Source organism: Limimaricola variabilis (genome assembly GCF_034371605.1).
Classification (GTDB): domain Bacteria; phylum Pseudomonadota; class Alphaproteobacteria; order Rhodobacterales; family Rhodobacteraceae; genus Limimaricola; species Limimaricola variabilis.
Genome location: NZ_CP139691.1, coordinates 747,310 through 771,936, shown reverse-complemented (window position 1 = coordinate 771,936; position 24,627 = coordinate 747,310). Strand labels below are relative to the sequence as shown.

At 67.6% G+C, this 24,627-nt stretch carries 28 protein-coding genes and 2 tRNA genes; 15 read left to right on the top strand and 15 right to left on the bottom strand.

The features are described from left to right. Nucleotide 1: 1 nt before the first annotated feature. The 3 genes from T8T21_RS03805 (at nt 2) to T8T21_RS03795 (ending at nt 2,707) form a co-directional block, all read left to right on the top strand. Complete coding sequence (locus T8T21_RS03805; RefSeq protein WP_407660129.1) at nt 2-460, top strand: very short patch repair endonuclease; 459 nt, start codon at nt 2-4, stop codon at nt 458-460. Then, on the top strand, nt 447-1,685 hold the full coding sequence (locus T8T21_RS03800; protein ID WP_322336861.1) for a type II restriction endonuclease: 1,239 nt from the start codon (nt 447-449) through the stop codon (nt 1,683-1,685). The genes T8T21_RS03805 and T8T21_RS03800 overlap by 14 nt, the downstream gene beginning before the upstream one ends. A 77-nt stretch (nt 1,686-1,762) precedes the next feature. Continuing rightward, complete coding sequence (locus T8T21_RS03795; RefSeq protein ID WP_322336860.1) at nt 1,763-2,707, top strand: DUF3800 domain-containing protein; 945 nt, start codon at nt 1,763-1,765, stop codon at nt 2,705-2,707. Nucleotides 2,708-2,831: 124 nt separating this feature from the next. Here the strand turns inward: T8T21_RS03795 and T8T21_RS03790 are convergent. Both T8T21_RS03790 and T8T21_RS03785 read right to left on the bottom strand, forming a co-directional pair. Continuing rightward, a tRNA-Asn gene (locus tag T8T21_RS03790) sits at nt 2,832-2,906 on the bottom strand. A 37-nt stretch (nt 2,907-2,943) separates the two neighbouring features. Continuing rightward, nucleotides 2,944-3,858 (bottom strand): MBL fold metallo-hydrolase, encoded by a 915-nt coding sequence (locus T8T21_RS03785; RefSeq protein ID WP_322336859.1) that lies wholly within the window; start codon nt 3,856-3,858, stop codon nt 2,944-2,946. Nucleotides 3,859-3,894: 36 nt separating this feature from the next. Here T8T21_RS03785 and T8T21_RS03780 point away from each other — a divergent pair, with 36 nt between their 5' ends. Further along, entirely contained in the window at nt 3,895-5,208 is a 1,314-nt protein-coding gene (locus tag T8T21_RS03780; protein ID WP_322336858.1) for an ATP-binding protein, read from the top strand. On the opposite strand, the gene T8T21_RS03775 is transcribed toward T8T21_RS03780, so the two are convergent. Further along, nucleotides 5,180-5,884 (bottom strand): hypothetical protein, encoded by a 705-nt coding sequence (locus T8T21_RS03775; RefSeq protein WP_322336857.1) that lies wholly within the window; start codon nt 5,882-5,884, stop codon nt 5,180-5,182. The two genes, T8T21_RS03780 and T8T21_RS03775, sit on opposite strands and share 29 nt — an antisense overlap. 129 nt (nt 5,885-6,013) lie before the next feature. Next, nucleotides 6,014-6,089: transfer RNA gene (locus T8T21_RS03770), tRNA-Ile, on the bottom strand. A 109-nt stretch (nt 6,090-6,198) separates the two neighbouring features. On the opposite strand from T8T21_RS03770, the gene purM reads away from it, so the two are divergent. The 4 genes from purM (at nt 6,199) to T8T21_RS03750 (ending at nt 9,617) form a co-directional block, all read left to right on the top strand. Next, nucleotides 6,199-7,239, top strand: a complete 1,041-nt coding sequence (gene purM / locus T8T21_RS03765) for a phosphoribosylformylglycinamidine cyclo-ligase (RefSeq protein ID WP_322336856.1) — start codon at nt 6,199-6,201, stop codon at nt 7,237-7,239. Further along, on the top strand, nt 7,236-7,832 hold the full coding sequence (gene purN, locus T8T21_RS03760) for a phosphoribosylglycinamide formyltransferase (RefSeq protein ID WP_322336855.1): 597 nt from the start codon (nt 7,236-7,238) through the stop codon (nt 7,830-7,832). Before purM ends, purN begins: the two co-directional genes overlap by 4 nt. Before the next feature lie 92 nt (nt 7,833-7,924). After that, nucleotides 7,925-9,097, top strand: coding sequence for a ribonuclease D (gene rnd, locus T8T21_RS03755; RefSeq protein ID WP_183469145.1), 1,173 nt, complete (start codon nt 7,925-7,927; stop codon nt 9,095-9,097). Nucleotides 9,098-9,206: 109 nt separating this feature from the next. Continuing rightward, nucleotides 9,207-9,617 carry a SufE family protein gene (locus T8T21_RS03750; protein WP_322336854.1) on the top strand — a complete coding sequence of 137 codons (411 nt, stop codon included), beginning with the start codon at nt 9,207-9,209 and terminating at the stop codon, nt 9,615-9,617. Here the strand turns inward: T8T21_RS03750 and T8T21_RS03745 are convergent. Together T8T21_RS03745 and T8T21_RS03740 are read right to left on the bottom strand one after the other, a co-directional pair. Continuing rightward, on the bottom strand, nt 9,614-10,180 hold the full coding sequence (locus tag T8T21_RS03745) for a DUF1638 domain-containing protein (RefSeq protein WP_407660107.1): 567 nt from the start codon (nt 10,178-10,180) through the stop codon (nt 9,614-9,616). The genes T8T21_RS03750 and T8T21_RS03745 overlap by 4 nt on opposite strands. 65 nt (nt 10,181-10,245) lie before the next feature. Beyond that, a complete protein-coding gene (locus tag T8T21_RS03740; protein WP_183469141.1) occupies nt 10,246-10,950 on the bottom strand; it encodes a corrinoid protein in 705 nt (234 codons plus the stop codon). Nucleotides 10,951-11,156: 206 nt separating this feature from the next. On the opposite strand from T8T21_RS03740, the gene T8T21_RS03735 reads away from it, so the two are divergent. Beyond that, a complete protein-coding gene (locus tag T8T21_RS03735; protein WP_183469139.1) occupies nt 11,157-11,594 on the top strand; it encodes a PaaI family thioesterase in 438 nt (145 codons plus the stop codon). A 49-nt stretch (nt 11,595-11,643) separates the two neighbouring features. Here T8T21_RS03735 and T8T21_RS03730 read toward each other — a convergent pair whose 3' ends face one another. Beyond that, entirely contained in the window at nt 11,644-11,865 is a 222-nt protein-coding gene (locus T8T21_RS03730; protein WP_183469137.1) for a DUF1127 domain-containing protein, read from the bottom strand. A 90-nt stretch (nt 11,866-11,955) separates the two neighbouring features. On the opposite strand from T8T21_RS03730, the gene T8T21_RS03725 reads away from it, so the two are divergent. The 6 genes from T8T21_RS03725 (at nt 11,956) to T8T21_RS03700 (ending at nt 17,431) form a co-directional block, all read left to right on the top strand. Next, nucleotides 11,956-13,353: an aminotransferase-like domain-containing protein gene (locus T8T21_RS03725; protein WP_322336853.1), complete on the top strand. Its 1,398-nt coding sequence runs from the start codon at nt 11,956-11,958 to the stop codon at nt 13,351-13,353. A gap of 164 nt (nt 13,354-13,517) precedes the next feature. After that, the gene (gene rplM / locus T8T21_RS03720) at nt 13,518-13,979 is read left to right on the top strand and encodes a 50S ribosomal protein L13 (protein ID WP_322336852.1); all 462 of its coding nucleotides are present in this window, start codon (nt 13,518-13,520) and stop codon (nt 13,977-13,979) included. Next, nucleotides 13,979-14,473: a 30S ribosomal protein S9 gene (gene rpsI / locus T8T21_RS03715; RefSeq protein ID WP_183469131.1), complete on the top strand. Its 495-nt coding sequence runs from the start codon at nt 13,979-13,981 to the stop codon at nt 14,471-14,473. Before rplM ends, rpsI begins: the two co-directional genes overlap by 1 nt. A gap of 206 nt (nt 14,474-14,679) precedes the next feature. Continuing rightward, nucleotides 14,680-15,555: an ABC transporter permease gene (locus tag T8T21_RS03710; protein ID WP_322336851.1), complete on the top strand. Its 876-nt coding sequence runs from the start codon at nt 14,680-14,682 to the stop codon at nt 15,553-15,555. After that, nucleotides 15,552-16,361 carry an ABC transporter permease gene (locus T8T21_RS03705; RefSeq protein ID WP_322336850.1) on the top strand — a complete coding sequence of 270 codons (810 nt, stop codon included), beginning with the start codon at nt 15,552-15,554 and terminating at the stop codon, nt 16,359-16,361. Before T8T21_RS03710 ends, T8T21_RS03705 begins: the two co-directional genes overlap by 4 nt. Then, complete coding sequence (locus tag T8T21_RS03700; protein WP_322336849.1) at nt 16,358-17,431, top strand: ABC transporter ATP-binding protein; 1,074 nt, start codon at nt 16,358-16,360, stop codon at nt 17,429-17,431. Before T8T21_RS03705 ends, T8T21_RS03700 begins: the two co-directional genes overlap by 4 nt. On the opposite strand, the gene T8T21_RS03695 is transcribed toward T8T21_RS03700, so the two are convergent. The 8 genes from T8T21_RS03695 to T8T21_RS03660 all read right to left on the bottom strand — a co-directional run bounded on the left by T8T21_RS03695 (nt 17,432) and on the right by T8T21_RS03660 (nt 24,592). Then, on the bottom strand, nt 17,432-17,941 hold the full coding sequence (locus T8T21_RS03695) for an acyloxyacyl hydrolase (RefSeq protein ID WP_322336848.1): 510 nt from the start codon (nt 17,939-17,941) through the stop codon (nt 17,432-17,434). A 67-nt stretch (nt 17,942-18,008) separates the two neighbouring features. Continuing rightward, a complete protein-coding gene (locus T8T21_RS03690; protein ID WP_322336847.1) occupies nt 18,009-18,995 on the bottom strand; it encodes a helix-turn-helix transcriptional regulator in 987 nt (328 codons plus the stop codon). A gap of 273 nt (nt 18,996-19,268) precedes the next feature. Further along, nucleotides 19,269-19,886 (bottom strand): TetR/AcrR family transcriptional regulator, encoded by a 618-nt coding sequence (locus tag T8T21_RS03685; RefSeq protein ID WP_183469119.1) that lies wholly within the window; start codon nt 19,884-19,886, stop codon nt 19,269-19,271. Nucleotide 19,887: 1 nt separating this feature from the next. Then, nucleotides 19,888-20,760, bottom strand: a complete 873-nt coding sequence (gene ppk2, locus T8T21_RS03680; protein WP_322336846.1) for a polyphosphate kinase 2 — start codon at nt 20,758-20,760, stop codon at nt 19,888-19,890. A 28-nt stretch (nt 20,761-20,788) separates the two neighbouring features. Next, entirely contained in the window at nt 20,789-21,778 is a 990-nt protein-coding gene (locus tag T8T21_RS03675) for an alpha/beta fold hydrolase (RefSeq protein WP_322336845.1), read from the bottom strand. Beyond that, nucleotides 21,768-22,691, bottom strand: coding sequence for a homoserine O-succinyltransferase (locus T8T21_RS03670; RefSeq protein ID WP_183469113.1), 924 nt, complete (start codon nt 22,689-22,691; stop codon nt 21,768-21,770). The genes T8T21_RS03675 and T8T21_RS03670 overlap by 11 nt, the downstream gene beginning before the upstream one ends. A 29-nt stretch (nt 22,692-22,720) precedes the next feature. Further along, entirely contained in the window at nt 22,721-23,605 is an 885-nt protein-coding gene (locus T8T21_RS03665; RefSeq protein ID WP_322336844.1) for an ATPase, read from the bottom strand. A 54-nt stretch (nt 23,606-23,659) separates the two neighbouring features. Next, on the bottom strand, nt 23,660-24,592 hold the full coding sequence (locus tag T8T21_RS03660) for a DMT family transporter (protein ID WP_322336843.1): 933 nt from the start codon (nt 24,590-24,592) through the stop codon (nt 23,660-23,662). Between the last annotated feature and the right edge of the window lie 35 nt (nt 24,593-24,627).

The window sequence follows — 24,627 nt, the reverse complement described above, 5'->3', positions numbered from 1 at the left end:
CGTGGTGGACGCCGCGACCCGCTCCCGGATGATGGCGGGAATCCGGGGAAAGGACACGCGGCCCGAAATGATCCTGCGGCGGGGGCTCCATGCCCGGGGCTTCCGCTACAGGCTTCACGATCGCCGGTTACCCGGCTCGCCCGATCTCGTGTTTCCCGGGCGTCGCGCGGTGATCTTCATTCACGGCTGCTTCTGGCACGGTCACGGCTGCCACCTGTTCCGGCTGCCCACCACGCGGCGCGAGTTCTGGGAGGCGAAGATAGAGGGCAACCGCGCCCGGGATCGGGCCGCCGAGGCCGCCCTTCTAGCCAATGGATGGCGGGTTCTGACGATCTGGGAATGTGCTCTCAAGGGGCGGGAGCGGGTGCCTGTGGACAAGGTACTTGACCGAGCAGCGGATTGGCTGGCCAATGGCCCGATAGAAGAAACGATTGCGGGCGGGGCAAATGGCAGTTTCTGATTTCACAGATTGGCTCGGGGTTTTCTGCGCGCCCGGGGTGGCACTTTTCGTGAAGCGCCTTTCGGGCAATGACACACTCGCTAACGGCGCGAATCAAGCAGGCCCCTATATCCCAAAAGACTTCCTGTTCCGCATCTTCCCGATGATCAACCGGACGGACCAAAAGAACCCCGATCATCGCTTTGAACTTGCCGTCGACTCCCACATGGACGCCCGGGAAGTGCGGGTGATCTATTACAACTCGAAGCGCCACGAGGGGAAACCGAACGGGCGCGACGAAACTCGGCTGACCAATTTTGGGGGCGGGGCTTCGGCGCTACTCGACCCCGAAAGTACGGGCGCGCTTGCCGTCTTCGCCTTTCCGCTGGACGAGAACGGCTCCGCGAGGAGCTGCCATGTCTGGGTGTGCCGCCACGAGACCGAGGAAGATATAGCCGAGGAGCGGTTCGGGCCGATTGAGCCCGGGCGCTTCGTCATGTGGTCCCCCGAACAACCGGGGCTTTTTCCGCCCTATGCCACTAGGCGCGCGAGTTGCTGGCTTGATCCGGCCGAAATACCGCCCGCATGGCTGGCAGAGTTCCCGTCCGGGGCCGAGATCGTGCGCAAGACGGTAGAGCTTCGCCCCGAGCACGGCACCCTGCCTGACAAGCGGCTTCTGCGCCGCCGGGAATGCGAATTTGAAATTTTCCGCAGCGTGGAAGAGGCGATAGAGCTCCCCGCGATCAAGGCGGGCTTCGTCAATTTAGACGATTTTATCTCCCGCGCGCAGACTGTTCTTCAACGGCGCAAGGCGCGCTCCGGGCGCTCGCTTGAACTGCATACCCGTGAAATCCTGATAGAGGAACGGTTCCGGGAGGGGGCAGACTTCGAGCACGGGCCGCAATCGGAACCTGGCAGGCGGCCGGACTTCTTGTTCCCGTCGCAGGCGGCCTATCGTGACCCTAGCTTCCCGGCCTCGCGGCTTCGGATGCTCGCCACTAAGACCACCTGCCGCGACCGCTGGCGGCAAATTCTGAATGAGGCAGACCGGATTCCGGTGAAGCACCTCCTGACCTTGCAGGAGGGCGTTTCCGAGGCGCAGTTCCGGGAAATGACGCAGGCCAACGTGCAGCTTGTGGTGCCCGAACCTCTAATCGAGAAATTCCCGGCCAGCATCCGGACGGACATTCAGACGCTTGAGAGCTTCATGGGAGATCTGCGACTCTTGGTCCCCGGGTATACGTGATCCGCCTTTTCCCTTTGCGATCTTGCGAGGGAGGCCGGGGGGCATGGCTAGATAGTTCTTTTCCGTCGGAGCCAATGTTGGCACACCACTACACGCTTTTTATTGATGAAGCTGGCGATGATAAAGTTGATCGCCTCAAGCCGGATTTCCATGATGGAAATTCTGAATGGCTTTGCCTTGGCGGTTATTTGGTCCGAGCAGAAGTTGAGCCTGACCTCGACCGAAGAAGGGATGAAATCCTTCTTTCCTTTGGAGGGCAAAGGGGCGGGGTTCTGCATTATCGCAACCTGAAACCTAAGAACCGCCTACTAGCAGCCCAGAAACTTGCCTCGCGCGACTATCCGGCACGGGGGTTTGTGGTCTGCTCCTACAAGAAAACCATGATCGGCCACTATAATGAGCGAGCGGCATCGGCCTCGGGCAATCCAAGGGATGTTCTCTTCAACTTCGTTGGCCGCCTGCTGCTTGAGCGTGCCACGCACTATGTGGTCAACTCTGCGCCCCGGCACGGCATCCGTGATCCGGTCTTGCGTATCGTCATGGCAAGCCGGAAGGGCCATCATTTCGGGCGGTTCAAGGCATATGTCGCCCAGTTGATGAATCAGGCCGTGGCCGGAACAACTTATCTCAACACCCGAGAGATAAAAGCTGGCGTGCTGCGCTGGAACGAGATCGAACGCGCCACCGCCTCGCAGGTGGCCGGATTGCAGTTGGCGGATGTTCTGGTAAGCGCATTCTTCCAGTCAATCGAGCGCGCTTCCCCGCACTATGGCGACAAAGTGGCCCGCTGTCTGCTTCCATTGATGGCAGAGCGTGCGTCCCGCCCAGGGGTGTCGACGAGCCGGGCTAACGAGGGCGTGACATTCTACCCGGCTACGCGGGTCGCCAAGCTTTTGACCGATGAGCAGAGCGTCTTCTTCGCCAATTTTGGCTATGACATGGATGCTTTGAAGGGGCGAAAGGCTATGAAGCACGTTCAGGCGCTCTCACAAGCCGACCGCATGTGGTCTCAAGGTCACTGACGATTGTGCGGCGCGAGGCAGGCAATTCCCGTCACGGTGGCGACTCGGTGGCGATTCAAGCCTAAACGAGAAAAGCCCCCTTGCGGGGGCTCACTCGTAATCCTCTGATACTATTTGAGGATTTTGGCTCCGGCGGTAGGGATCGAACCTACGACCAATTGATTAACAGTCAACTGCTCTACCGCTGAGCTACGCCGGAACATGGGGGCGATATACAGTCATCCGTTCGGCGGTGTCTAGTGCCTCTCCGAGAAAAATTCGACCTCTCCCGACGTCAATTCAAACCGCGCCTCGGGCAGGGGTGCGCCGTCGGCCTTCACGAGCTTTCTCTCCATCAAATCAATCAGGTGCGCGAGGATGTTGCGTCGCGCAGCTGGCTGCAGCGCCGAAGGCGTGTCGGTGTAGATCGTCGCGGCCAGCCCCGCAGTCGTCTGCGCGCCTTGTTCGAGCGCCGCGAGGATCTGACGCTCGCGCGCGGCGCGGTGGTCGAGGAGCCAGTTAATGCGCGCGGCCGGGTCCTCGATCGCGTCGCCGTGGCCGGGCAGGAGCCGGCGCGGGCGCAGGTCGCGCAGCCGGGCGCAGGAGGCACGGAAGGCCGCGACATCGCCGTCGGGCGGGGAAATCAGCGTGCTGGCCCAGCCCATCACCAGATCCCCCGAGAACGCCGTGCCTCGCCAGCCAAAGCACAGATGCCCGGCCATGTGGCCCGGCATGTGCCATGCGACGAGCTCGTCTCGGCCGAAGGCCACGGTCGCGCCATCCTCCAGCCGCCGGTCGATGCGAAAACCGTGGTCGAGACCCTCGCCGCCACCCACGCCGTCCCGGGCGAGGGCGCGCATCAGCGGGCTGCGCCCCGAATCCGCAGGTCCGAAGCCGCAGACCGGCGCGCCGGTGGCCTGCGCCAGCTTTTGTGCGAGAGCCGAGTGGTCGAGATGGGCATGGGTGACGAGAATGGCCGCGACCGGGCGGCCGGCGATGACCTCCAACAGCGCGGCGAGATGCGCCGGATCGTCAGGGCCGGGATCGATCACGCAGAGCCGGTCGTCGCCGAGGATCCAGCTGTTGGTGCCGGGGCCGGTCATCGGCGAGGGATTCGGCGCGCGCAGCCGCAGCAGGTCGGGCTCGTAGCGGATCAGGGGCGCGTCGGTCATGCTTTTCCTTTCCCGGCGGCGCGGCTAGCCTGCGCCATGGCTTTCGACTGGTTGAAACGATGGCTGCCGCGCGGCCTGCAAGGGCGCGCGACGCTGATTCTGCTGCTGCCCGTGGTCACCTTGCAGCTGGTGATCTCGATCAGCTTCGTGCAGCGCCATTACGAGGGCGTGACGCGGCAGATGGCAATATCGGTGCTGCTCGAACTCAACCACCTGGTCGAATCGGTCGATGCCGCACCCGGTCCGAGCGCGGCCCGCGATGTGGCGGCGCGGCTGGGCCGGGCTCTGGAGCTAGAGACCCGTTTCGCGCCGCCGCCGCCGGAGGACCGCGTGGATCGCTGGGACCTGTCGGGGCGGCAGGTGGTGGCGGCGCTGAACGCCGGGCTCGACGAAGTGCTGGCGGTCGATCTCGGCGCCAAGCGGCGGGTGGGGGTCTGGCTCGGCACAGATCACGGGGCGCTCGAGGTCAATTTCGACCGCCGCCGGATCTCGGCCCGCAACCCGCACCAACTTCTGGTGATGATCGTGGTGCTGGGAGCGTTGTTCACGCTGATCGCCTATCTCTTCCTGCGCAACCAGCTGCGGCCGATCACCCGGCTCGCGGCGGCCGCCTCGGCCTATGGCAAGGGCCGGATCGTGCCCTACCGGGCCGGCGGCGCGTGGGAGGTGCGGGCGGCGGGCAACGCTTTTCTCGACATGCGCAACCGGATCGAGCGGCAGGTCCAGGCGCGTCGCCTGATGCTGTCGGGGCTGAGCCACGATCTGCGCACGCCGCTGACCCGGCTCCGGCTCGGCCTGTCGATGCTGCCGGAGGAGGAGGCCGCGCCGCTGGCCGGTGACGTCGACGAGATGCGCCGGCTGATCGACGCCTTCCTCGAATTCGCGCGCGGCGACGCGTCCGAGAAGGTGGAGCAGACCGATCCCGAGACGTTGGTGGCCCGGGTGGTCGAGGATGCGCAGCGCGCCGGGCAGGCGGTGGCGCTGCGCCCGGGACAGGGGCGTTCCGAGCCGATGCCGCTGCGGCCGCTCGCCCTGCGGCGGGCGCTCGAGAACCTGATCAACAACGCCTTGCGCTACGGCACGCGCTGCGAGGTGTCGCTGATCATCGGGCCGCGCAGCCTGCGGATCCTCGTCGAGGATGACGGCCCCGGCATTCCCGCCGACCAGCGCGAGGAGGCGATGCGGCCTTTCACCCGACTCGACCCGGCACGCAACCAGGACCGCGGCAGCGGCGTCGGGCTCGGTCTCGCCATCGTCGCCGACATCGCGCATGCGCATGGCGGCACGCTGCATCTGGGCGACAGCCCGCGACTCGGCGGGCTCAGGGCCGAACTGGTGCTGGTGCGCTGAGGCCGCCACGACCGAAGCTGCCCACCGCCTGCGCCGTCATCAGGCTGAGAAACAGGTTCTCGCCGCCGCCCTCGGCCACCATGAACAGGCCGCCGAGCAGCGGCTGGTCGGGCCAGGCCAGGCCGACAAGCACATGCAGCGTGTCGATGCCCATCGCGCAGAGGGCGACGCCGCCGAAGAACAGGCCGAGCCCCGCCGCCCGGCGCCGGAGCCCAGCATCCGCGCGGCGCCAGCCGAGCAGCAGCGGGCCGAGGCAGAGCAGGCCGAGCCCGGCCCAGACCACCAGTTCGCATAGCTGGAAGGCGAGGCTGCCGATGCGGTCGAAAAGCCCGGTGCCGAGCGCCAGCGCGATGCTGCCGCGCTCATGCAGCCGCCCGGCATCGTCGAGTACCGCGAGCAGCAACGTCGCCGCGATCGCCGCGGGCAGCAGCGCCCGATCCCGCCGCCATGCGAGGCCGAGCGCGGCGGCGGCGACCAGCCATTTCACGTAGTTGAGCATCTCGGCGATGCCCCAGTCGTGGTCGAACTGGAGCGGGCGGGGCCAATGCACGGACGGGTCGAGTGCCACCATCACCCCGTAGCGTATGCCGATCGCCAGCAGCACGAGATCGAGCGCGACGAGGGTGAACAGAACCCGCCGGTCGAGCCGGCCGAGCCCCCAAGGCAATTCGATCATCTGCTATTCCACGTCCCCAAGGCCCCCGTTCGAGGGTGCCACACGCGTTCCGTGCGGGTCCAGCCCCGGACAGGTCCGAAACCGCGCATGGCGGTTCTTTCACCACTGCCGCGGTTCGAGATGATGATTTGGTAGGCCCGGAGGGATTTGAACCCCCAACCAAACCGTTATGAGCGGTCTGCTCTGACCGTTGAGCTACGGGCCCCCGGGCTTTCTCCTAGCAGACAGCCTGTCCGGGTCAAGTTGGCGCTGGCCCTCGCGGGGGGTCTGAGGTATCGCGGCGTCACTTCACAAACCGGCATTCGGGGGACGCGATGCAGAAGGACGGGCTCACTTACGCGCAGGCGGGGGTGGATATCGACGCGGGCAACGCGCTCGTGGAGCGGATCAAGCCCGCGGCGAAACGTACCGACCGACCCGGCACCATGTCCGGCCTCGGCGGCTTCGGCGCGCTGTTCGATCTCAAGGCCGCCGGCTACACCGACCCGATCCTGGTCGCCGCGACCGACGGTGTGGGCACCAAGCTGCGGATCGCGATCGATACCGGCCATGTCGACGGCGTCGGCATCGACCTCGTGGCGATGTGCGTCAACGACCTCGTCTGCCAGGGCGCCGAGCCGCTGTTCTTCCTCGACTACTTCGCCACCGGCAAGCTCGCGCTCGACGATGCGGCGCGGGTGATCGAGGGCATCGCCGCGGGCTGCGAGGCCTCCGGGGCCGCGCTGATCGGCGGTGAGACGGCGGAGATGCCCGGCATGTACCCCGCCGGCGATTTCGACCTCGCCGGTTTCGCGGTGGGCGCGATGGAGCGCGGCCAGGCGCTGCCCGACGGCGTGACCGAGGGCGACGTGCTCCTTGGCCTCGCCTCCGACGGCGTCCATTCGAACGGCTATTCGCTGGTGCGCCGCATCGTCGAGCGCGCCGGGCTGGACTGGGACGACGCGTCGCCCTTCTCCGACGAGAGCCTCGGCGCGGCGCTGCTGGCGCCGACCCGGCTTTATGTAAAGCAGGTTCTCGCGGCGATCCGCGCGGGCGGGGTGCACGCGCTGGCGCATATCACCGGCGGCGGCCTGACCGAGAACCTGCCGCGCGTCCTGCCTGAGGGGCTGGGCGCCGAGATCGATCTGGGCGCTTGGTCGCTGCCGCCGGTCTTCGACTGGCTGATGCGCGAAGGCGGGCTGGAGCAGGCCGAGATGCTCAAGACCTTCAACTCCGGCATCGGCATGGTGCTGGCCGTTTCGGCCGAGCGTGCCGACGCGTTGACCGAGCTGCTGGTCGCCGAGGGCGAGACGGTGCATCGGCTCGGCCGGGTCGTGGCCGGGCAGGGGGTCGCCTACGAGGGCACGCTGTCGTGACCGACCATAAGCGCGTCGCCATCCTGATCTCGGGCGGCGGCTCGAACATGCTGGCGCTGGTCCGCGACATGGCGGGCGACCACCCGGCGCGGCCGGTGCTGGTGGCATCGAACGACCCGCAGGCGGCCGGGCTGGCCCGGGCCGCCGATCTCGGGATCGAGACGGCGGCGGTCAATCACCGGCCCTTCGGCAAGGATCGCGCCGCCTTCGAGGCCGCCCTGACCGAGAGGTTGGAGCGGGCCCGGCCCGACATCATCTGCCTCGCGGGTTTCATGCGGATCCTGACCCCGGGCTTCATCAGCCGCTGGGAGGGCCGGATGCTCAACATCCATCCGTCGCTGCTGCCGAAATATCGCGGGCTGCACACCCATGCCCGGGCGATCGAGGCCGGCGATGCCGAGCATGGCTGCTCGGTGCACGAGGTGACCGCCGAGCTCGACGGCGGCCCGGTGCTCGGACAGGCGCGGGTCAGGATCGAGGCGGGCGATACCCCCGACGATCTGGCCGCCCGGGTACTGGTGCAGGAGCACCGGCTCTACCCGATGGTGCTGCGGCGTTTCGCCGTCGGCGACCGCCGGCCGGTGCTGCTCTGAGGGCCGTGCTTTCCATCCCGGCGCGCATCGCCTAAGAGAACGGGGACCGGCGCGCCAGCGCCGCCCTCTTTTCTCCGCAAGCCCGGGACGACATGCAGACGATCACCACCACCGAAGACCTCGCCGCCTTTTGCGACAGGGCTGCGAAGCACCCCTATGTCACGGTGGACACGGAGTTCCTGCGCGAGCGGACCTACTATTCCAAGCTCTGCCTGATCCAGCTCGCCCATCCCGGCGCCGACGGCCCGGATGGCGGCGAGGGCAGTGCCGTGCTGGTCGATCCGCTGGTCGAGGGACTCGACCTCGCGCCGCTCTACACGCTGTTCCGCGACCCGGGCGTGGTCAAGGTGTTCCACGCCGCGCGTCAGGATCTGGAGATCTTCCAGGTCGAGGCCGGGCTGATCCCCGCGCCGCTGTTCGACACTCAGGTCGCGGCGATGGTCTGCGGCTTCGGCGAGCAGGCCGGCTACGAGACGCTGGTGCGCAAGATCGCGCGCGCCGAGATCGACAAGTCCTCGCGTTTCACCGATTGGTCGCGCCGCCCGCTTTCGGAGGCGCAGATGGCCTATGCTCTGGCCGACGTGACGCATCTGCGGGTGATCTACGAATGGCTCGCGGCCCAGCTCAAGAAGACCGGCCGCGCCCGTTGGGTTGCCGAGGAGATGGCGGTGCTGAACGATCCCGCCACCTACCGGGTCGATCCCACCGAAGCCTGGCAGCGGGTCAAGACGCGCTCCAACAGCCCGAAATTCATCGCCGCGCTGCGCGAGCTGGCGCAGTTCCGCGAAGCCTACGCGCAGGAACGCGACGTGCCGCGCTCGCGGGTCTTCAAGGATGACGCGCTGGTCGAGCTGGCCTCGACCCGGCCCGCCTCGGAAAAGGATCTGGGCCGGTCACGCCTGCTGCTGCGCGAGGCCCGCAAGGGCGAGATCGCCGAAGGCATCCTTGCGGCGATCGACCGGGCCGCGAAGCTGCCCGCCGACAAGCTGCCGAAGGCCGAGAAGCCGCGTGACCAGCTTCAGGTCAACCCGGCGCTCGCCGACCTGCTGCGCGTGCTGCTCAAGGCGCGCTCCGAGGCCGAGGGTGTCGCGCCCAAGTTGATCGCGTCGTCGGCTGATCTCGACGCGCTGGCGGCGGGCGAACGCGAGGTGCACGCGCTCTATGGCTGGCGCCGCGAGGTGTTCGGCGAGCAGGCGCTGGCGCTGTGCGAGGGCCGCGTGGCGCTCGCCGCGAAGGGCGCGCAGGTGGTGACCGTCGAACTCTGAGCCGCGCCGGCATTTCAATGATCCAAGCGGCGGGGAAGACGCTCCTGCCACTGGCAAAACCGGGCGGCATCCTTACGTAGAAGGCATGCCCGAACCGCAGGAGACATAGATGGCCCAGCCCGCCTTCGAGGAAATTGCCGAGACCTTCGAGTTTCTCGATGACTGGGAGGATCGCTACCGCCACGTGATCGAACTTGGTCGCGCGATGGAGCCGCTCGAGGATGCGCTCAAGGTGCCCGCGACCAAGGTGCATGGCTGCGCCAGCCAGGTCTGGCTCGTGCCTGCGCCCGAGGGCGGTGCCTACCACTTCCGGGGCGACAGCGACGCGATGATCGTGCGCGGGCTGATCGCGGTGCTGCACGCGCTCTATGACGGGCTGCCCGTGGCCGAGGTGCCCCGGGTCGATGCCGGCGGCGAGCTGGCCCGGCTCGGCCTCAACGACCATCTCTCGGCGCAACGTTCGAACGGGCTGCGCGCCATGGTCGAGCGGATCCGCGAGACCGCGCTCGCCGCGGCCTAGGCCCGCGCCAAGGCGGTCTCCAGCTCGCCATATCCTGTCAGCCGACGCTCGAAGCCCAGCCCCAGCCGTTCGGCATGACGCCGGGCGAGGTCGGTGAGCGCGGGGTCGTCGGTCTGCGCCTGATAGACCAGCGTCGTGTAATTGCCGAAATACATGTCGCGTAGCTCGGGATGCCGGTCGAGGCCGAGCGGCTCCCAGACGAAGGCGTCGAACTGCCGTACCAGAAAGTCGGTGAGGTAGAAGCAGGTCACCTCGCCCTTGGCCTCGAACGCCGCCACGCCTTCGTAGAAGGCGTAGCAATGCGGGCCTTCGATCATCTCGACGCCCAGCCGGGTGCAGCTCCGGGCGAGATCGCCGCCGGTGCCGCAATCGGCATAGGCGACGAAGACCCTGTCATAGCGGTCGCGCCGGGCGGTCACCGCCGCCTCGACCGCCGGGGCGATCCGGTCGGGTCGGTTGTGCAGGATGGCGGGCAGGCAGTGCAGGTCGAGGTGATCCCAGCCGCGCTGCCCGATCAGCGCGAGGATCTCGCGCGCCAGCGCACCGCAGGCGATCACCAGCACGCGGCCCCGCCCGGATGGGGCGAGGCCCTCGCGCGTCAGCGCGGCGTCGGAGGGGCCGGGCCCGCTCAGGCGCCCGCCTGCATCTGATTGTGGCGGCGCGAGATCCAGTCCTTGGCCGTCTCGACCGCGACGGCGGCGTCGCGGCAATAGGCGTCGGCCCCGATCGCGCGGCCAAATTCCTCGTTCAGCGGCGCGCCGCCCACCAGCACGATGTAGTCGTCGCGGATGCCCTGCTCCTTCATCGTGTCGATCACGACCTTCATGTAGGGCATGGTGGTGGTCAGCAGCGCCGACATGCCGAGGATGTCGGCCTTCTCGCGCGCCAGGGCCTCGAGATAGCTCTCGACCGCGTTGTTGATCCCGAGATCGACGATCTCGAAGCCCGCGCCCTCCATCATCATCGCGACGAGGTTCTTGCCGATGTCGTGGATGTCGCCCTTGACGGTACCGATCACCATCTTGCCCATGCGCGGCGCGTCGGTCTCGGCCAGCAGCGGCTTGAGGATCGACATGCCGCCCTTCATGGCGTTTGCGGCGAGCAGCACCTCGGGCACGAACAGGATCCCGTCCCGGAAATCGTTGCCGACGATGGTCATGCCGCCGACCAGCGCCTTGGTCAGCACGTCATAGGGCGCCCAGCCGCGATCGAGCAGGATCTGGGTGGCCTCCATGATCTCGTCCCTGAGGCCGTCATAGAGGTCGTCGAACATCTGCGCGACGAGTTCCTCGTCATCGAGTTCGGAAAGGATCAGGTCGTCTTCGTCGGCCATGTCGCGGCACTCCTCGGGGCGGGCGATGTCTTTCGGTCGGATCAATGCCCGGATCGAGGCATCGGTCGCGGTCGTTTCCGACACTGCCTGCATCGCAACCGACGGCGATGCAAATGAAAACGGGGCAGCACCATCATGAGGCGCGCTCAACTCCGGGCTTGCGCGGATCGAGGCGCCGACCGAACGTGACGGCGGGAGGAGACCATATGAAGATGGACCGGGCGGCGTTGGCCGCGTTCCTGGCGCGCGATTTCGCGCAGGTGGCGACGCAGTTCGCCGTGGAGGAGGCGACCGAGGCGCGGCTGGTGCTGCGGCTTCTGGTCGAGGAGATGCATCTGCGCCCGGGCGGCACGGTGTCGGGGCCAGCAATGTTCGGCCTCGCCGACGTGGCGATCTATCTGGCAATCCTGTCGCGGATCGGCCCGGTGGGGCTCGCCGTGACGACCGGGGCCTCGATCGATTTCCTGCGCAAGCCGGATGCGGGGCGCGATCTCCTGGCGGAGACGCGCCTGCTGAAGCTCGGTCGCCGGCTGGCAGTGGGTGAGGCGCTCTTGTTCAGCGAGGGGGAGGCGGCGCCGGTGGCGCGGGCCTCGATGACCTACTCGATCCCGCCCGGCGCAGCGCAGGGCGCGGCACCGGCATGAAAAAAGGGGCCGGACGCATCCGGCCCCGCAGGCATGGTCGGGCCGGGGATCAGCCCTTCCAGAACGGGCGCGCGGCTTCGGCCTGCGCGGTCATGGGGTCGAGACCGAGGTCGCGCAGCGCCGTCGCGTCGAGATGCGACAGCGCCCGGCGAGTGCGGGCACGACGCTCCCACACGGCGACCTTGCGGGCGAGGCCGACGAGAAGGGCGGAGATGGCCCCCTGATCGAGGGCGGCCTCATAGGGCAGGGTGGTCCGGGCGAGGGTGGTCATGACGGTCTCTCTTGTGTCGATACAATGTGCTGCTATGCTGTGAAAATAGGCATACAATGAACGCGTATTGACGTCCACGGAAGTTTTGTCATGGATACAATCTGGTGGCCCAGCCTCGACGAGGGTGGCCCGGTCAAGCATCAGGCGCTGAAGCGCTCCATCCAGCAGGCGATCGGCACCGGGGCGATCGCGCCGGGCCACCGTCTGCCGCCGGTGCGCGAGGTGGCTTGGCGGCTCGGCGTGACGCCGGGGACCGTGGCCCGCGCTTACAAGGACCTCGTCGATCAGGAGGTGCTGCGGGCGGTGGTCGGGCGCGGCACCTTCGTCGCCGAGCCGGATATTCCGGCACCGCTGCCGGCGCTGCTCGACACGGCAGGCTTTGCCGCCGATGGCCGGATGCTGAACCTGCGGACCGCGCAGGTGGCCGATGTCGGGCAGGGGCGAATGCTGCATGATCTGCTGAAAACACTGCCGGATCCCGCCCCCGGCGCCTATGTCAGCTATCCCGATCCGGAGGCCGATGCGGGGCTGCGCGCGGCGTTGGGGGAATGGTTCGCCGCGCCCGCCCATGGCCCGGTCACGGCCGAAGACGTGGTGCTCACCTCCGGCGCCCAGCACGGCATGGTGGTGCTGCTGCAGGCGCTGCTGCACGGGCCTCGCCCGGTCGTGCTGACCGAGGAGCTGGCCTATCCCGGCTTCCGCCACGCCGCGGCGCTGGTCCGGGCCGAGATCCAGGGCGTTGCCTTCGACGAGGAGGGGCTGCTGCCCGACGCGTTGGAGCGGGCCTGCCGGGAGACCGGGGCACAGCTGCTTTGTACCAGTGCAGAGGCACACAATCCGACGACCATCCGCACCTCCCCGACGCGTCGCGCGCAAATTGTATCCATCGCGCGAGAGTACAATATGCAGATCATCGACGATGACTGCTTCCGCTCCGATGCCGGGGAGGATGCCAGCTATCGCCGCCTCGCCCCGGAGCGTTCATGGGTGGTGACGACGCTGTCCAAGACGCTGAGCCCCGATCTGCGGCTCGGCGCGATCCTCTCCTCGCCGGGCCGGGCGGCGCTGCCCCGCGTCGCGGCGCAGCAGCAGTTCTTCGGCCTCTCGCGCCCGACCGTGATGCTGGCCGAGGCGGCGCTGGCCTCGGGCGTGGCGGCGCGGGTCCGCGACGCCGTGCTCGAGGTGCAGTCCCGCCGCCTCGCGATCCTGCGCGACCGGCTCGCGCCGTGGCAGCCCCGCACCCGGGAGGGCGTGCCCTTCGCCTGGCTCGACCTGCCGCGCGGCTGGCGCCCGTCTTCGCTGTCGCGCGCCGCCGAGGCCGAGGGCGTGCGGCTCAAGCCCGCCGACGAGTTCGCGCTGATCGACGGGCGGGCGCCCTCCGCGGTGCGGATCGCGGTGACCGGCCTGCGCGAGGATGCGGCCTTCGTGGCGGCGATCGACCGGCTTGCGGCGCTGCTTTCCTCGCCGCCGCATGTGATGGAGGTCTGAAATAGTGGGGTATATTGATACCTTAATTTCAAGCCATTGATTCGTAAAGATTATTTTGGAAGATGTGCGCTTGACTGCGCCACTGCTTCGTTTAGAACCCGCCCATCGAATTTGCGCGGGCGGCCCGTTCGGGGCGGTGCGCGTTGCAGATCAAGGGCAGAACCATGAAAACCTTCACCGCTACCCCGGCGGATATCGAGAAGAAGTGGATCCTGATCGACGCCGAGGGCGTCGTTCTGGGTCGCCTCGCCTCGATCATCGCCATGCGCCTGCGCGGCAAGCACAAGGCCTCCTTCACCCCGCACATGGACATGGGTGACAACGTCATCGTGATCAACGCGGACAAGGTGCAGATGACCGGCAAGAAGCGCGAAGAGCACTTCTACTGGCACACCGGACACCCGGGCGGCATCAAGTCGCGCACCAAGCAGCAGATCCTCGATGGTGCGCACCCCGAGCGCGTCGTCATGCAGGCCGTCAAGCGGATGCTGCCGGGCAACCGCCTGTCGCGTCAGCAGATGACCCATCTGCGCGTCTTCGCCGGTGCCGAGCACGGCATGGAGGCGCAGAAGCCCGAGGTTCTGGACGTCGCGTCCATGAACAAGAAGAACACGAGGACCGCATAATGGCCGATCAGATCAATTCGCTCGAAGAGCTGGGCTCGGCCGTCTCGACCGAAGGCCAGGCCGCCGCGACCGAGACCCTGACCCCGCGCGAGCCCGTCCGCGACGAGCTGGGCCGCTCCTACGCCACCGGCAAGCGGAAGGACGCGGTCGCCCGCGTCTGGATCAAGCCGGGCTCCGGCAAGGTCACCGTCAACGGCAAGGAGATGAACGTCTACTTCGCCCGTCCGGTGCTGCAGATGATCCTGCGCCAGCCGTTCCAGGTCGCGAACGTCTCGGGCCAGTTCGACGTCTACGCCACCGTCGCCGGCGGCGGCCTCTCGGGCCAGGCCGGTGCCGTGAAGCACGGCATCTCCAAGGCGCTGCAGCTGTACGATCCCTCGCTGCGCGGCGCGCTCAAGGCCGCGGGCTTCCTGACCCGTGACAGCCGCGTCGTCGAGCGTAAGAAGTACGGCAAGCGCAAGGCGCGTCGTAGCTTCCAGTTCTCGAAGCGCTGATCCCTCGCGGATTTCGCGACAGGAAAGGGCGGTCCCTGCGGGGGCCGCCCTTTTCGCATGTGGCGGCCGAACACGGGATCGCCGCGTGATGGTTCCGGCCGCACGAGACCACTTGCGCAGCGTCGCGAATGCGGCGAAAGGCGCGCGTGCGGTTGATCTTTGCCGCTGCGCGGTCAAGCATCCTCGCGGGGCATCACGGGGCGGCCATGGGTCTGGGGAACTTCACGAAATCCGAGGGCGGCCGCGCGGCCATGCTGCTGGCGCCGCCCTTTCTCTACGCGCTGGCGCTGCTCGCGCTGCCGATTCTCGCGGTCGTGCTGTTCAGCTTCTGGACGCAGGACTTCATGACCATCGACACCAGCTTCACGCTGGCAAATTACCGCGAGTTCTTCGACAAGCCGATCTATACCGTGCTTCTCGGACGGTCGCTGATGGTGTCGGGGATCGTCACGCTGGTCACCGTGGTGCTGGCCTTCCCGGTGGCCTACTTCCTGTCGTTCCATGTCCGGCCCGAGCGCAAGTCGCTCTGGCTGTTCCTGATCACCATCCCGTTCTGGACCAGCTACCTGATCCGGGTGTTCCTGTGGAAGGTGATCCTCGGCTATAACGGCGTGATCAATTCGGGCCTGATCGGCGCCGGGATCATCGACGAGCCGCTGAGCTTCATCCTCTACAACGTGAACGCGGTGATCATCACGCTGGCGCATGCCTTCGCGCCCTTCGCGATCCTGCCGATCTTCGTGGCGCTGGAAAAGATCGACCGCTCGCTGATCGAGGCCAGCCGCGATCTGGGCGAGACCCGTCTCACCACCTTCTTCCGCGTGACGCTGCCGCTGTCGATGCCCGGCCTCGTCGCGGCCGTGCTGATCGTCTTCATCCCGACCATCGGCGACTACGTCACGCCCGAGCTGATGGGCGGCGCCGGAGGCAAGCTCATCGCCAACATGATCCAGACGCAGTTCCTGCAGCTCAACAACGCGCCGATGGGTGCGGCCATCGCCATCGTCGCGATGATCTGCGTCACCGCCATCGCGCTGGCTTTCGTCATGCTCAACCGCCGCTGGCTCAGGGGGCGGGGATGAAGGGTCTGCCGCTCCGGGTCTATGCGATCCTGTATTTGCTGTTCCTCTACGCGCCGATCGCGCTGCTGCCGCTCTTCGCCTTCAACGACGCGACGATCATCGCCTTTCCGCTCACGGGCTTCACCACCCATTGGTTCGGCGATCTCGCCGGCAACGCGGCGCTGCGGCAGGCGGTCGGCAACTCGCTCTTCATCGCGGCGATGACGGCGATCTTCGCGACCCTGCTGGGGATCTGCGCCGCCCGTGCCGGCGCCATGGCGCGGTTTCCGGGCAAGGGCGGGATCCTCGGCTTCGTGATGCTGCCGCTCGTGCTGCCCGAGATCATCGTCGCGGTCTCGCTGCTGATCGTGATGCGGCAGGTGCTGGGGCTGAACCTGTCGAACTGGACGGTGATCGCGGCGCATGTGCTGATCTGCACGCCGTTCTCGATCGCGATCCTGAACGGCGCCTTCCAGAACCTCGACCCCTCGATCGAGGAGGCGGCGATGGATCTGGGCGAAAGCCGGCTGTCGGCCTTCCGCCTCGTGACGCTGCCGCTGGTGATGCCGGGGATCGTGTCGTCGATGCTGATCGCCTTCACCATCAGCCTCGACGAATTCATCATCGCCTTCTTCCTGACCGGCGCGAACCCGACCATGCCGGTCTATATCTGGGGCCTGCTGCGCTTTCCGGCGCAGCTGCCCGTGGTCATGGCGCTCGGCACGATCCTCGTGACGCTGTCGGTCGTGCTGCTCGTCATCGCGGAACTGTTCCGCCGCCGTGGCCTTGCCCGGGCCGGCATCAAGGATACCGGAGGCTTCCTGTGACCGCACTCATCGAACTCAAAGGCGTCGAGAAGCATTACGGCGACTACCACGCGCTGCGCGGCATCGACCTCGAGATACGGGCCGGCGAGTTCTTCTCGCTGCTGGGCCCCTCGGGCTGCGGCAAGACCACCTTGCTGCGCACCATCGCCGGGCTGGAGGAGGTCTCGTCCGGCACGATCCGCATCGACGGCCGTGACATGAAGGGGGTGGCCGCGAACCATCGCCCGACCAACATGGTGTTCCAGTCCTACGCCGTCTTCCCGCATCTCAGCGTCGCCGAGAATGTGGGCTTCGGCCTGCGCCGCGATCCACGCTCCAAGGTCGAGAAGGCGCGGGCGGTCGAGCAGGCGCTCGAGATGGTGGGACTCGGCGGCTATGGCAAGCGGCGCGCGCATGCGCTCTCGGGCGGCCAGCGGCAGCGCGTGGCTCTGGCGCGCGCGCTGATCCTCGAGCCCAAGGTGCTGCTGCTAGACGAGCCGCTCTCCGCGCTCGACCGGCTGATGCGGGAGCAGATGCAGCTCGAACTGATGCGGCTGCAGCGCCAGGTCGGCATCACCTTCATCCTCGTCACCCATGACCAGGAAGAGGCGCTGGTCATGTCGGACCGCATCGCGGTGATGTTCGACGGCCAGATCGGGCAGCTCGCCGATCCGGAGACACTCTATCGCAAGCCCGCCAACCGGCGCGTCGCGCAGTTCATCGGCAAGATGAACTTCCTGCCGGGGCGGATGCTGGACCAGCGCGGCGCGATCGAGGTCGCGGGGCTCGGCCGGGCCGAATTGGCGCCGGAGCAGGCGCTGCCGGAGGGCGGCGAGATCACCGTCGGCCTGCGGCCGGAAACGCTGGCGATCCTGTTCGACGGCGACACCGCGCCCCGGCGCGAGACGCGCGGCACGGTGGCCGAGGTCGTCTATTACGGTGACATGACCTATTACGAGGTCCGGGTGGACGGGATCGACCGGCCGCTCACCGTGTCGATGAAGAACCTGATCGGTCGGCCCGTGCTCGAGGTCGGCGCGACGACCCGGCTGGCCTGGGACGAACGGGCGCTGGTGCTGCTCACGGCCTGATCAATAAGGCAGGGCCAGCCTGACGCCGAAGGTTTCCAGCCCCGGATTGGCGCCCGACAGACCGGCATTGGAGCGATGGTCGAACTGCAGCGACAGCCGCGCGCCACTGTCGAAGGCGTAGCCCACCCCGGCCGATGAGCGAAACTCGACCGGGTGTCCCAGCTCCGGCCCGCTGCTGCGCGCGTAGATCCCCGGCAGCAGCGACAGCTGCACGAAGCTGTCATATGGCAGCGCGCCGGTCCATTGCAGCCCGGCGCCGATCCAGGTGTCGCCGGAGGCGCTGACCGACAGGCCAAGCACCGGCTCTAACCGGCCCAGCCGGGTCGGGGCGTGGTATTGCAGATAGACTTCGCCGCCCTCGCGCTCCCGCTGGTAGAGCATGCCCCCATATTGCAGTGCCACGCGGCCCGGACCCTGGTCCTTCAACTGGCAGACATCGTCACCGCAGCCACCAAAGGCGAGGTCGGTCAGCGATACCATCGCGAAAAGCGCGGCGAGCGATCCGTTCATGCGGTCCTCCTGGGCCTGACATTCCCAGCCTCGCCGCAGGCCTGTCTTCGAGCAAGCCGTTTCGGTCCTACGCTCCGAGACGTGCGACCAGTGCAACCAGTTCGGCCTGACGGCTTGTCCCGGTCTTGTCGAACAAGCTGCGCAGCTGGTTTCGCACCGTGTTGGTGCTCGCGCCGCGCAGCTCCGCGATCTCGGCCATCGACAGGCCCTCGCAGAGGCGGCGCAGGACAAAGGTCTCGGCCGGGGTCAGTTCGAACAGGAGGTGCAGGTCGTCCTCGACGGCCTCGGGGCTGCCGGATCCGACCAGTTGCAAAGTCGCGACCGCCTTTTCACCATGCAGGAACGCCTCGATCGGGGCGATCAGGCCGGGCTCGGTCACCGGCGTCAGCCGGGCCAGAAGCCGGTGCGGCCCATCATGCCCGATCGGGAATACCGCCCGCATCGTGCCCGCCAGCGCCTCGTCGAGCGCCGCATTGGCGCTTTCGTCGTCAAAGCGCAGCCGCTCCGCCTTCAGGCCGAGCACCGCGTCGCGGGCCACGATCTCGCGCCCCCGCGGATTGATCGCCACCGGTCGCGAGCGCGCGTCGAGGACATAGCAGGCCTGCTGTCGATCCATCCCGGCGGCCAGCCGAATGCCGGTCGCCATCGCCGCCCGCTCGGCCTGCCGCGTCAGCTGGACCGCGCGCTGGAGGTCCGGACCGAGTTGCGACAGGATCTCGCCCGCGGCCGGACCTACGTCGCTTGTCTGATCGGGGGCAAAGTTGCAGCTGACGACCAGCTGCCCGGCAAAGGAGCGGGACAGCCCCATACCGAGGCTGTGGCGGAGGTCACCCTGCGGGTGCAGGAACTCGGAATAGTAGAGACTCTCGAGAAAGCAGCTCTGATCCACCATCCCGGCATTGTCGACGAGCTGGAGAATCGGGGCTTGGAGAACCTCGCTCAACCACAGGTTGTTTTGCGCGAAGCGCTCCGGATACTGCCGAAGCAGCGTCGGATCGAAGTTGAAGCCATGAATCTCGACACGGCGCGGCGCCCCGGGCCTGACGAGCTGCAAGGCCCAAGCGCCGCCGCCAGCCGCCTCCGCGAGGTGGTTTGGCAGATATTCCCATAGGTTAGGGCGTATAGCGCTTTGGTATAGATGATCCCTCAGCCGCTCGATGACAGCACTGATAACCATGGGGTTAAAACTTACTCGAAAAACAATCTAGGGTTTAGTGCAAACGCACCATGCACGAAAGTAAGTGCTATGACATTGAATGGTTCCGGCGGGGCCTGCTCATTTAGTCGTTCCCCTAGTTTTCCGGTATCCGGGCGGGCTCCGCCACCCTCATTCGTCAGGCGCGATCAGGCCGAGGCCGCGCAGATAGACACCGATACCGGTTTCCAACAGTTCCTCGGGTGGAAACGGCGCGCGCGTGCCGGGCGAGCCGCGCGCGAACAGCTCGACCACGCCATGGCTCATCGCCCAGACATGCGCCGCAAACATCTGCGGCGGCGGGCGCCGATCGGCCGGGATGCGCTGCGACAGGGCTTCGGCCGCGCGTTCGAGCACGCCCAGCGCCCGCTGCGAGGCCGCGGCGAGGTCCGGGTTGCGCTGCATCGACAGGCCGCTTTCGAACATCGCGACATAGTGTCCGGGATGCTTGCGCGCGAAGGCGAGATAGGCCCGGCCGGTCTTCTCGAAGGCTGCCAGCACCGAGGGCCGACCGGAGTCGTAGGCGTATTCCAGCAGGTCGGCGAAGATCTCGTAGCCCTGCCGCGCGGCCTCGGCGATCAGGTCCTCGCGACCGGCGAAATGGCGATAGACGGCGGCGGGGGTCACGCCGGCGGCGCGGGCCGCCTCCGACAGCGTGAAACCGGTCGGGCCCTTGGCCTCGATCAGCTCGAGACAGGCCTCGACCAGCGCCTGGCGCAGGTTGCCGTGATGATATCCCTGCTTGGCCACGTCAGTCGCGCGGCCACAGATCGGGACCGCCCGCGATCTTCGGATCGAGTTCGCAGACCGCCGCGGCGTCGCGGTCGGGGTAGTCGAGCCGCGCCAGCACGCTGCGGATCGCGTTCACCCGCGCGCGCCGCTTGTCGTCGCCGCGGATCACGGTCCAAGGGGCGCGCTCGAAATGCGTCCGCTCGAACATGGTGGCGATGCGGTCGGTATAGGCGTCCCACTTGCGCAGACCCTCGACATCGACCCAGGACAGCTTCCACTGCTTGAGCGGGTCGTTCTCGCGCTTGAGGAACCGCTCCAGCTGGGTGGCCCGCCCGACATTGAGCCACAGCTTGAACAGCAGGATGCCGTCCTCGCAGAGCATCCGCTCGAAATTCTCGACCTGGGCGTAGAAATGCGCGACCTGTTCGGCGTCGGCAAAGCCGAAGACCGGCTCGACCACGGCGCGGTTGTACCAGGAGCGGTCGAAAAACACGATCTCGCCCGCGGTCGGCAGCTCGCGCACGTAGCGCTGGAAATACCATTGCCCGGCCTCGATCTCCGACGGCTTGGCCAGCGCCACGACGCGGGCGCCGCGCGGGTTCAGGTTCTCGCGGAAGCGGCCGATCGTGCCGCCCTTGCCGGCGGCGTCGCGGCCTTCGAAGATCACCACGACGCGCTGACCGGTGGCCTTCACCCAGGCCTGCATCTTGACCAGCTCGACCTGCAGCGCGTCCATCGCCGCCTCGTATTCCTTGCGCTTCCAGCGCGAAGGATAGGGAAAGCGCGGGCTGGAGATGTCGTCCTTGCCGGCGTTGCGCAGCGCCTCGCGGACCTCCTCGGGCGCCTCCTCTTCGTAGAAGCGGCTGATCGCCCCGTCGAACGGCTTGTCCATCTGTTTCTCCTCGCGCTCCACGATGCCCTCAGGGGGCGTCGCGGCGCAATCCCGCCCGTGCCGCCGCCCGGTCGATGGCCGCGACCACCGCCTCGGGGGCGGCATGATGCGGCATGTGGCCAACGCCCTCAAGCAGGGTCAGGTTCGCCCCGGGGATCAGTCGCGCCAGCCGGATGGAATGGATCTCGGCCGGGACGATCGTGTCGGCGGTGCCGTGAACGATCTCGACCGGCAGGTCGAGCGACGGGTAGAGCGCGCGCATCCGCGTCACCTGATCGAGCAGCGCGTTGACCTGGCGGGCGTTGATCCGGAGGCTGGCCCGTCGTGCCGCCAGCCCGGCGCCGACGAAATCGGCATAGCCTTCGGGCACCGGATCGGGGGCGAAGATCGCGGTCAGCGTGTCGTCGATCATCCGCTCGGGCGCGAGCGCCGCGAGGACGGGCACCGCCACGGCGCCGCCCAGCGCCGAGCCGTTGACGCGGTAGAGCGGGGCGAGGCCGGTGTCCCAGGGCAGGGTCGCGCCCGACAGGTCGACCAGCGCGGCGATGTCCTTGGGCCGCTCCAGCGCCCAGGCCATGGCCACCGCGCCGCCATAGGAGTGGCCCACGACGACGGGACGCTCGGCGCCCAGCTCGGCCGCCGCCGCCTGCAGCAGGCGGGCCTGCGCCGCGAGGCTGTCGGCCTGCGTGCCGAAGGCCGCTCCGGCCGCCGGGTCGATCGGGTCGGAATAGCCCAGCCCCGGCCGGTCGAAGGCGATGACCCGGTAGCGGGACGAGAGCCGGTCGGCCAGGTCGAAGACCACGTCGCGCAGGTTGCCCGAGGCGCCGTGGATCAGCACCAGGTCGGGGCCTTCGCCGGTCACCACCGCATGCACCTGCCGCCCCTCGACCTCGACGAAGCGGCCCAAGGGGGGATGCGCGGCGATGGCCTCGGCCTCGCGTTTGTCGGCGCGGGCGTCGACAAGCGCGCAGCCGGCGAGCGCCAGGATCGCGGCGAGGGCGGTGATTCTAGCGGCCAATGTCGGCCAGATCGTAAGGGGTGGTCTGGTAGATCTCGTTGATCCAGTTGCCGTAGAGCAGATGCGCGTGGCTGCGCCAGCGGTTCGACGGCTGTTTGGTCGGATCATCCCCGGGGAAGTAGTTCACCGGCACCGAGATCGCGGCGCCCGAGGCGACATCGCGGTCGTACTCTTCCTTGAGCGTGTGGCTGTCATACTCGAAGTGGTTGAAGATGTAGAGCGTGCGGCGCGCGGGGTCCTCGACCAGGCAGGGCCCGACCTCGTCCGAGGCCAGCAGAGTCACCAACTCGGGCCGCGCGTCGATGTCCTCCTGCCGGATCTCGGTCCAGCGGCTGACCGGCACGGTGCAGTCATCCGAGAAGCCGCGCAGATAGGGGCTGCCGGGCTTGAGGTTGCGGTGTCGGAAGCAGCCGAAGGCCTTGCGGTCGAGCAGGTGCTTGGCCACGCCATGCTGATGCGCGATCAGTGCCATCCCGCCCCAGCAGACGCCGAAGGTCGAATGGGCATGGGTCTCGGTCCAGTCGAAGACCCGGCGCAGCTCGTCCCAATAGGTCACCTCGTCAAAGTCGAGATGCTCGACCGGCGCACCGGTCACGAGGAAGCCGTCGAATTTTTCGCCCGAGGCCGCGACCTCTTCGAAGGGGCGGTAGAACTCCTCCATGTGGGCGGCGGCGGTGTTGCGCGATTCGTGGTCCGACATGCGGATCAGCGACAGCTCGATCTGCAGCGGCGTCGCGCCGATCAGCCGGGCGAACTGGTTCTCGGTCTGGATCTTCTTGGGCATCAGGTTCAGCAGGCCGATCCGCAGCGGTCGGATGTCCTGCCGCGCCGCCTGATCCTCCGACATCACCATCACGCCTTCGCGCGTCAGCACGTCATAGGCGGGAAGGGCTTCGGGGATCTTGATGGGCATGGTCGAACCTTCTGATTTGAAGGGGTGATCTATGCTTCCCGGCGGCTCTTGCCAAGTCTGGCCTCGAGCGCCTCGGCCACGACGCCCTCGAAATCCTCCGCCGAGGTGAGGCCGGACAGCGCCTCGGCCGGAATGGCGAGGCCCCAGCGCGCGGCCATCTTGGCATAGCGCGGCTGACGATGCGCCAGCGCCCGGCCGTAGGTCCAGCGGATGAAGGCGTCGGGATCGACGCGCGCCTCTTCGAGGCCGGTCTCGGCCAGATAGCTCTGCCACGCGTCGAGCAGGAAGTCGGGGCTGTAGGCCATCGGCTTGGGCGCCCGGTCGAAGCGGCGGATCAGCTCGGCGGTATGCGCCTCCGACCCCTCGATCCAGATCATCAGCATCTTTTCCGACAGGAGCGTCATCAGCGGGTCGTTGGGGTCGTCGGGATCGACCCATTCGCAGATCGAGCCGCCGGTATCGCAGACGAAATGCGGATAGCCGTAGAGCGCCTGCGCCCGCTCGATGAACCACGGCGTGTCCTCGAGAGCGGCGATCTCGGCGCGGCGGAACTGCGCCTGACGCTCGCGATAGGTGTCGAAGGGCAGGCCACCCTTCTGCGCGTCGCCCGGCTTGCCGAGATAGGTCGAGACGGGGGTAAGGTTATCGAAGCTGATATTGGAGGCGATGTAGATCGAGTCCGACAGCAGCAGGTCGCGCAGGAACGGCACCTTCATCGCTTCGCGCTTGGCGTTGTCGGCGATCAGCTCGCCCATGTGGCGCGTGCCGATGCGGTAGTCGATCGAGTAGTGGAACCAGTCGCCCGAGCGGCGCAGCAGGTTCGACACATGGGTCTTGCCAAGCCCCGACATGCCGAAGAACAGGACGCGCTTGCGGGGGGCGGAGAGCCAGTCGGAGGCGGAAGAATGGATCATGCGCGCATGGCTAAAGAAGCCGCGCGACACAATCCAGCGCGAAGTTGGCGTCGCTCAGAACTTCGGCGCGGGCGCGGCGCCGCGGGCCCGCGGCCGCCGCAACAGCCGCCCGTCGAGCACCGCCAGTCCGCCGGCCAGCAGCGCGAAGCCCGCATAGGCGCGCGGCGGCAGCGTCTCGCCCAGAACGACCACGCCCAGCAGGATCGCCACCGGCGCGACCATCAGCGTCACCAACAGGACGTTGCCGCTGCCGGCCAGCGCGATCACCCGGTAATAGATGATGTAGGCCAGTGCGGTGGAGCCGATCGAGACATAGGCGATCCCGGCCATGGTCGCGGGCGCGAGGTCGAGCAGCGGCGCGCCCTCGAAGGTCCAGGCCAGCGGCACCATGATCAGCGCGGCACCGGTGGTCATGCCGGCGGCGGCGGTCAGCGGCGGCAGCCCGCCCATCATCTTGCGTGCCCAGACCCCGGCGAGCGCGTAGGAGACGGTCGCCCCGATCGCCGCGACCTGTCCCAGCGCGCCGGGATCGAAGCCCGACAGCGCCGACGGCCCGATCACCCAGACCACGCCCGAAAAGCCCAGCGCCACACCGGCCGCCTTGCGCGCCGTGAGCCGCTCATCGGCAAAGAAGATCGCGGCGAAGAGCACGCCGAAGATCGCCGTGGCGGCGTTGAGGATCGCGATCAGCCCGGTTTCGACATGCTGCTGGCCCCAAGCGAGCAGGCCGAAGGGAATGGCGTTGTTGAGCGCGCCCATGACGATCAGCACACCCCAGAGCCGCGCGCCGCGCGGCAATGGCAGGCGGCGCAGAAGGACCACCGGCCACAGCACCAGCGTCGCCCAGATGGCGCGGTGCCCGACCACCCAGAGCGGGCCGATCTGGTCGAGCGCCACCCGGACGGCGAGGAACGAGCCGCCCCAGATCAGGGCGAGCAGGCCGAGCTGCGCCCAGGCCGCGTTTGTCATGGTCTTTTGTGCCGTCATGGCGGGCACTCTGCACGCCGCACGGGCAGGCGCAA

What these genes read in the sequence shown, in the direction of transcription:
- T8T21_RS03800 (WP_322336861.1), top strand. Translation starts at nt 447, where the DNA reads ATGGCAGTTTCTGATTTCACAGATTGGCTCGGGGTTTTCTGCGCGCCC.
- T8T21_RS03785 (WP_322336859.1), bottom strand. Translation starts at nt 3,858, where the DNA reads ATGACCGACGCGCCCCTGATCCGCTACGAGCCCGACCTGCTGCGGCTG.
- T8T21_RS03780 (WP_322336858.1), top strand. Translation starts at nt 3,895, where the DNA reads ATGGCTTTCGACTGGTTGAAACGATGGCTGCCGCGCGGCCTGCAAGGG.
- T8T21_RS03775 (WP_322336857.1), bottom strand. Translation starts at nt 5,884, where the DNA reads ATGATCGAATTGCCTTGGGGGCTCGGCCGGCTCGACCGGCGGGTTCTG.
- purM (WP_322336856.1), top strand. Translation starts at nt 6,199, where the DNA reads ATGCAGAAGGACGGGCTCACTTACGCGCAGGCGGGGGTGGATATCGAC.
- rnd (WP_183469145.1), top strand. Translation starts at nt 7,925, where the DNA reads ATGCAGACGATCACCACCACCGAAGACCTCGCCGCCTTTTGCGACAGG.
- T8T21_RS03750 (WP_322336854.1), top strand. Translation starts at nt 9,207, where the DNA reads ATGGCCCAGCCCGCCTTCGAGGAAATTGCCGAGACCTTCGAGTTTCTC.
- T8T21_RS03740 (WP_183469141.1), bottom strand. Translation starts at nt 10,950, where the DNA reads ATGGCCGACGAAGACGACCTGATCCTTTCCGAACTCGATGACGAGGAA.
- T8T21_RS03735 (WP_183469139.1), top strand. Translation starts at nt 11,157, where the DNA reads ATGAAGATGGACCGGGCGGCGTTGGCCGCGTTCCTGGCGCGCGATTTC.
- T8T21_RS03730 (WP_183469137.1), bottom strand. Translation starts at nt 11,865, where the DNA reads ATGACCACCCTCGCCCGGACCACCCTGCCCTATGAGGCCGCCCTCGAT.
- T8T21_RS03725 (WP_322336853.1), top strand. Translation starts at nt 11,956, where the DNA reads ATGGATACAATCTGGTGGCCCAGCCTCGACGAGGGTGGCCCGGTCAAG.
- rplM (WP_322336852.1), top strand. Translation starts at nt 13,518, where the DNA reads ATGAAAACCTTCACCGCTACCCCGGCGGATATCGAGAAGAAGTGGATC.
- rpsI (WP_183469131.1), top strand. Translation starts at nt 13,979, where the DNA reads ATGGCCGATCAGATCAATTCGCTCGAAGAGCTGGGCTCGGCCGTCTCG.
- T8T21_RS03710 (WP_322336851.1), top strand. Translation starts at nt 14,680, where the DNA reads ATGGGTCTGGGGAACTTCACGAAATCCGAGGGCGGCCGCGCGGCCATG.
- T8T21_RS03705 (WP_322336850.1), top strand. Translation starts at nt 15,552, where the DNA reads ATGAAGGGTCTGCCGCTCCGGGTCTATGCGATCCTGTATTTGCTGTTC.
- T8T21_RS03695 (WP_322336848.1), bottom strand. Translation starts at nt 17,941, where the DNA reads ATGAACGGATCGCTCGCCGCGCTTTTCGCGATGGTATCGCTGACCGAC.
- ppk2 (WP_322336846.1), bottom strand. Translation starts at nt 20,760, where the DNA reads ATGGACAAGCCGTTCGACGGGGCGATCAGCCGCTTCTACGAAGAGGAG.
- T8T21_RS03670 (WP_183469113.1), bottom strand. Translation starts at nt 22,691, where the DNA reads ATGCCCATCAAGATCCCCGAAGCCCTTCCCGCCTATGACGTGCTGACG.
- T8T21_RS03665 (WP_322336844.1), bottom strand. Translation starts at nt 23,605, where the DNA reads ATGATCCATTCTTCCGCCTCCGACTGGCTCTCCGCCCCCCGCAAGCGC.
- T8T21_RS03660 (WP_322336843.1), bottom strand. Translation starts at nt 24,592, where the DNA reads ATGACGGCACAAAAGACCATGACAAACGCGGCCTGGGCGCAGCTCGGC.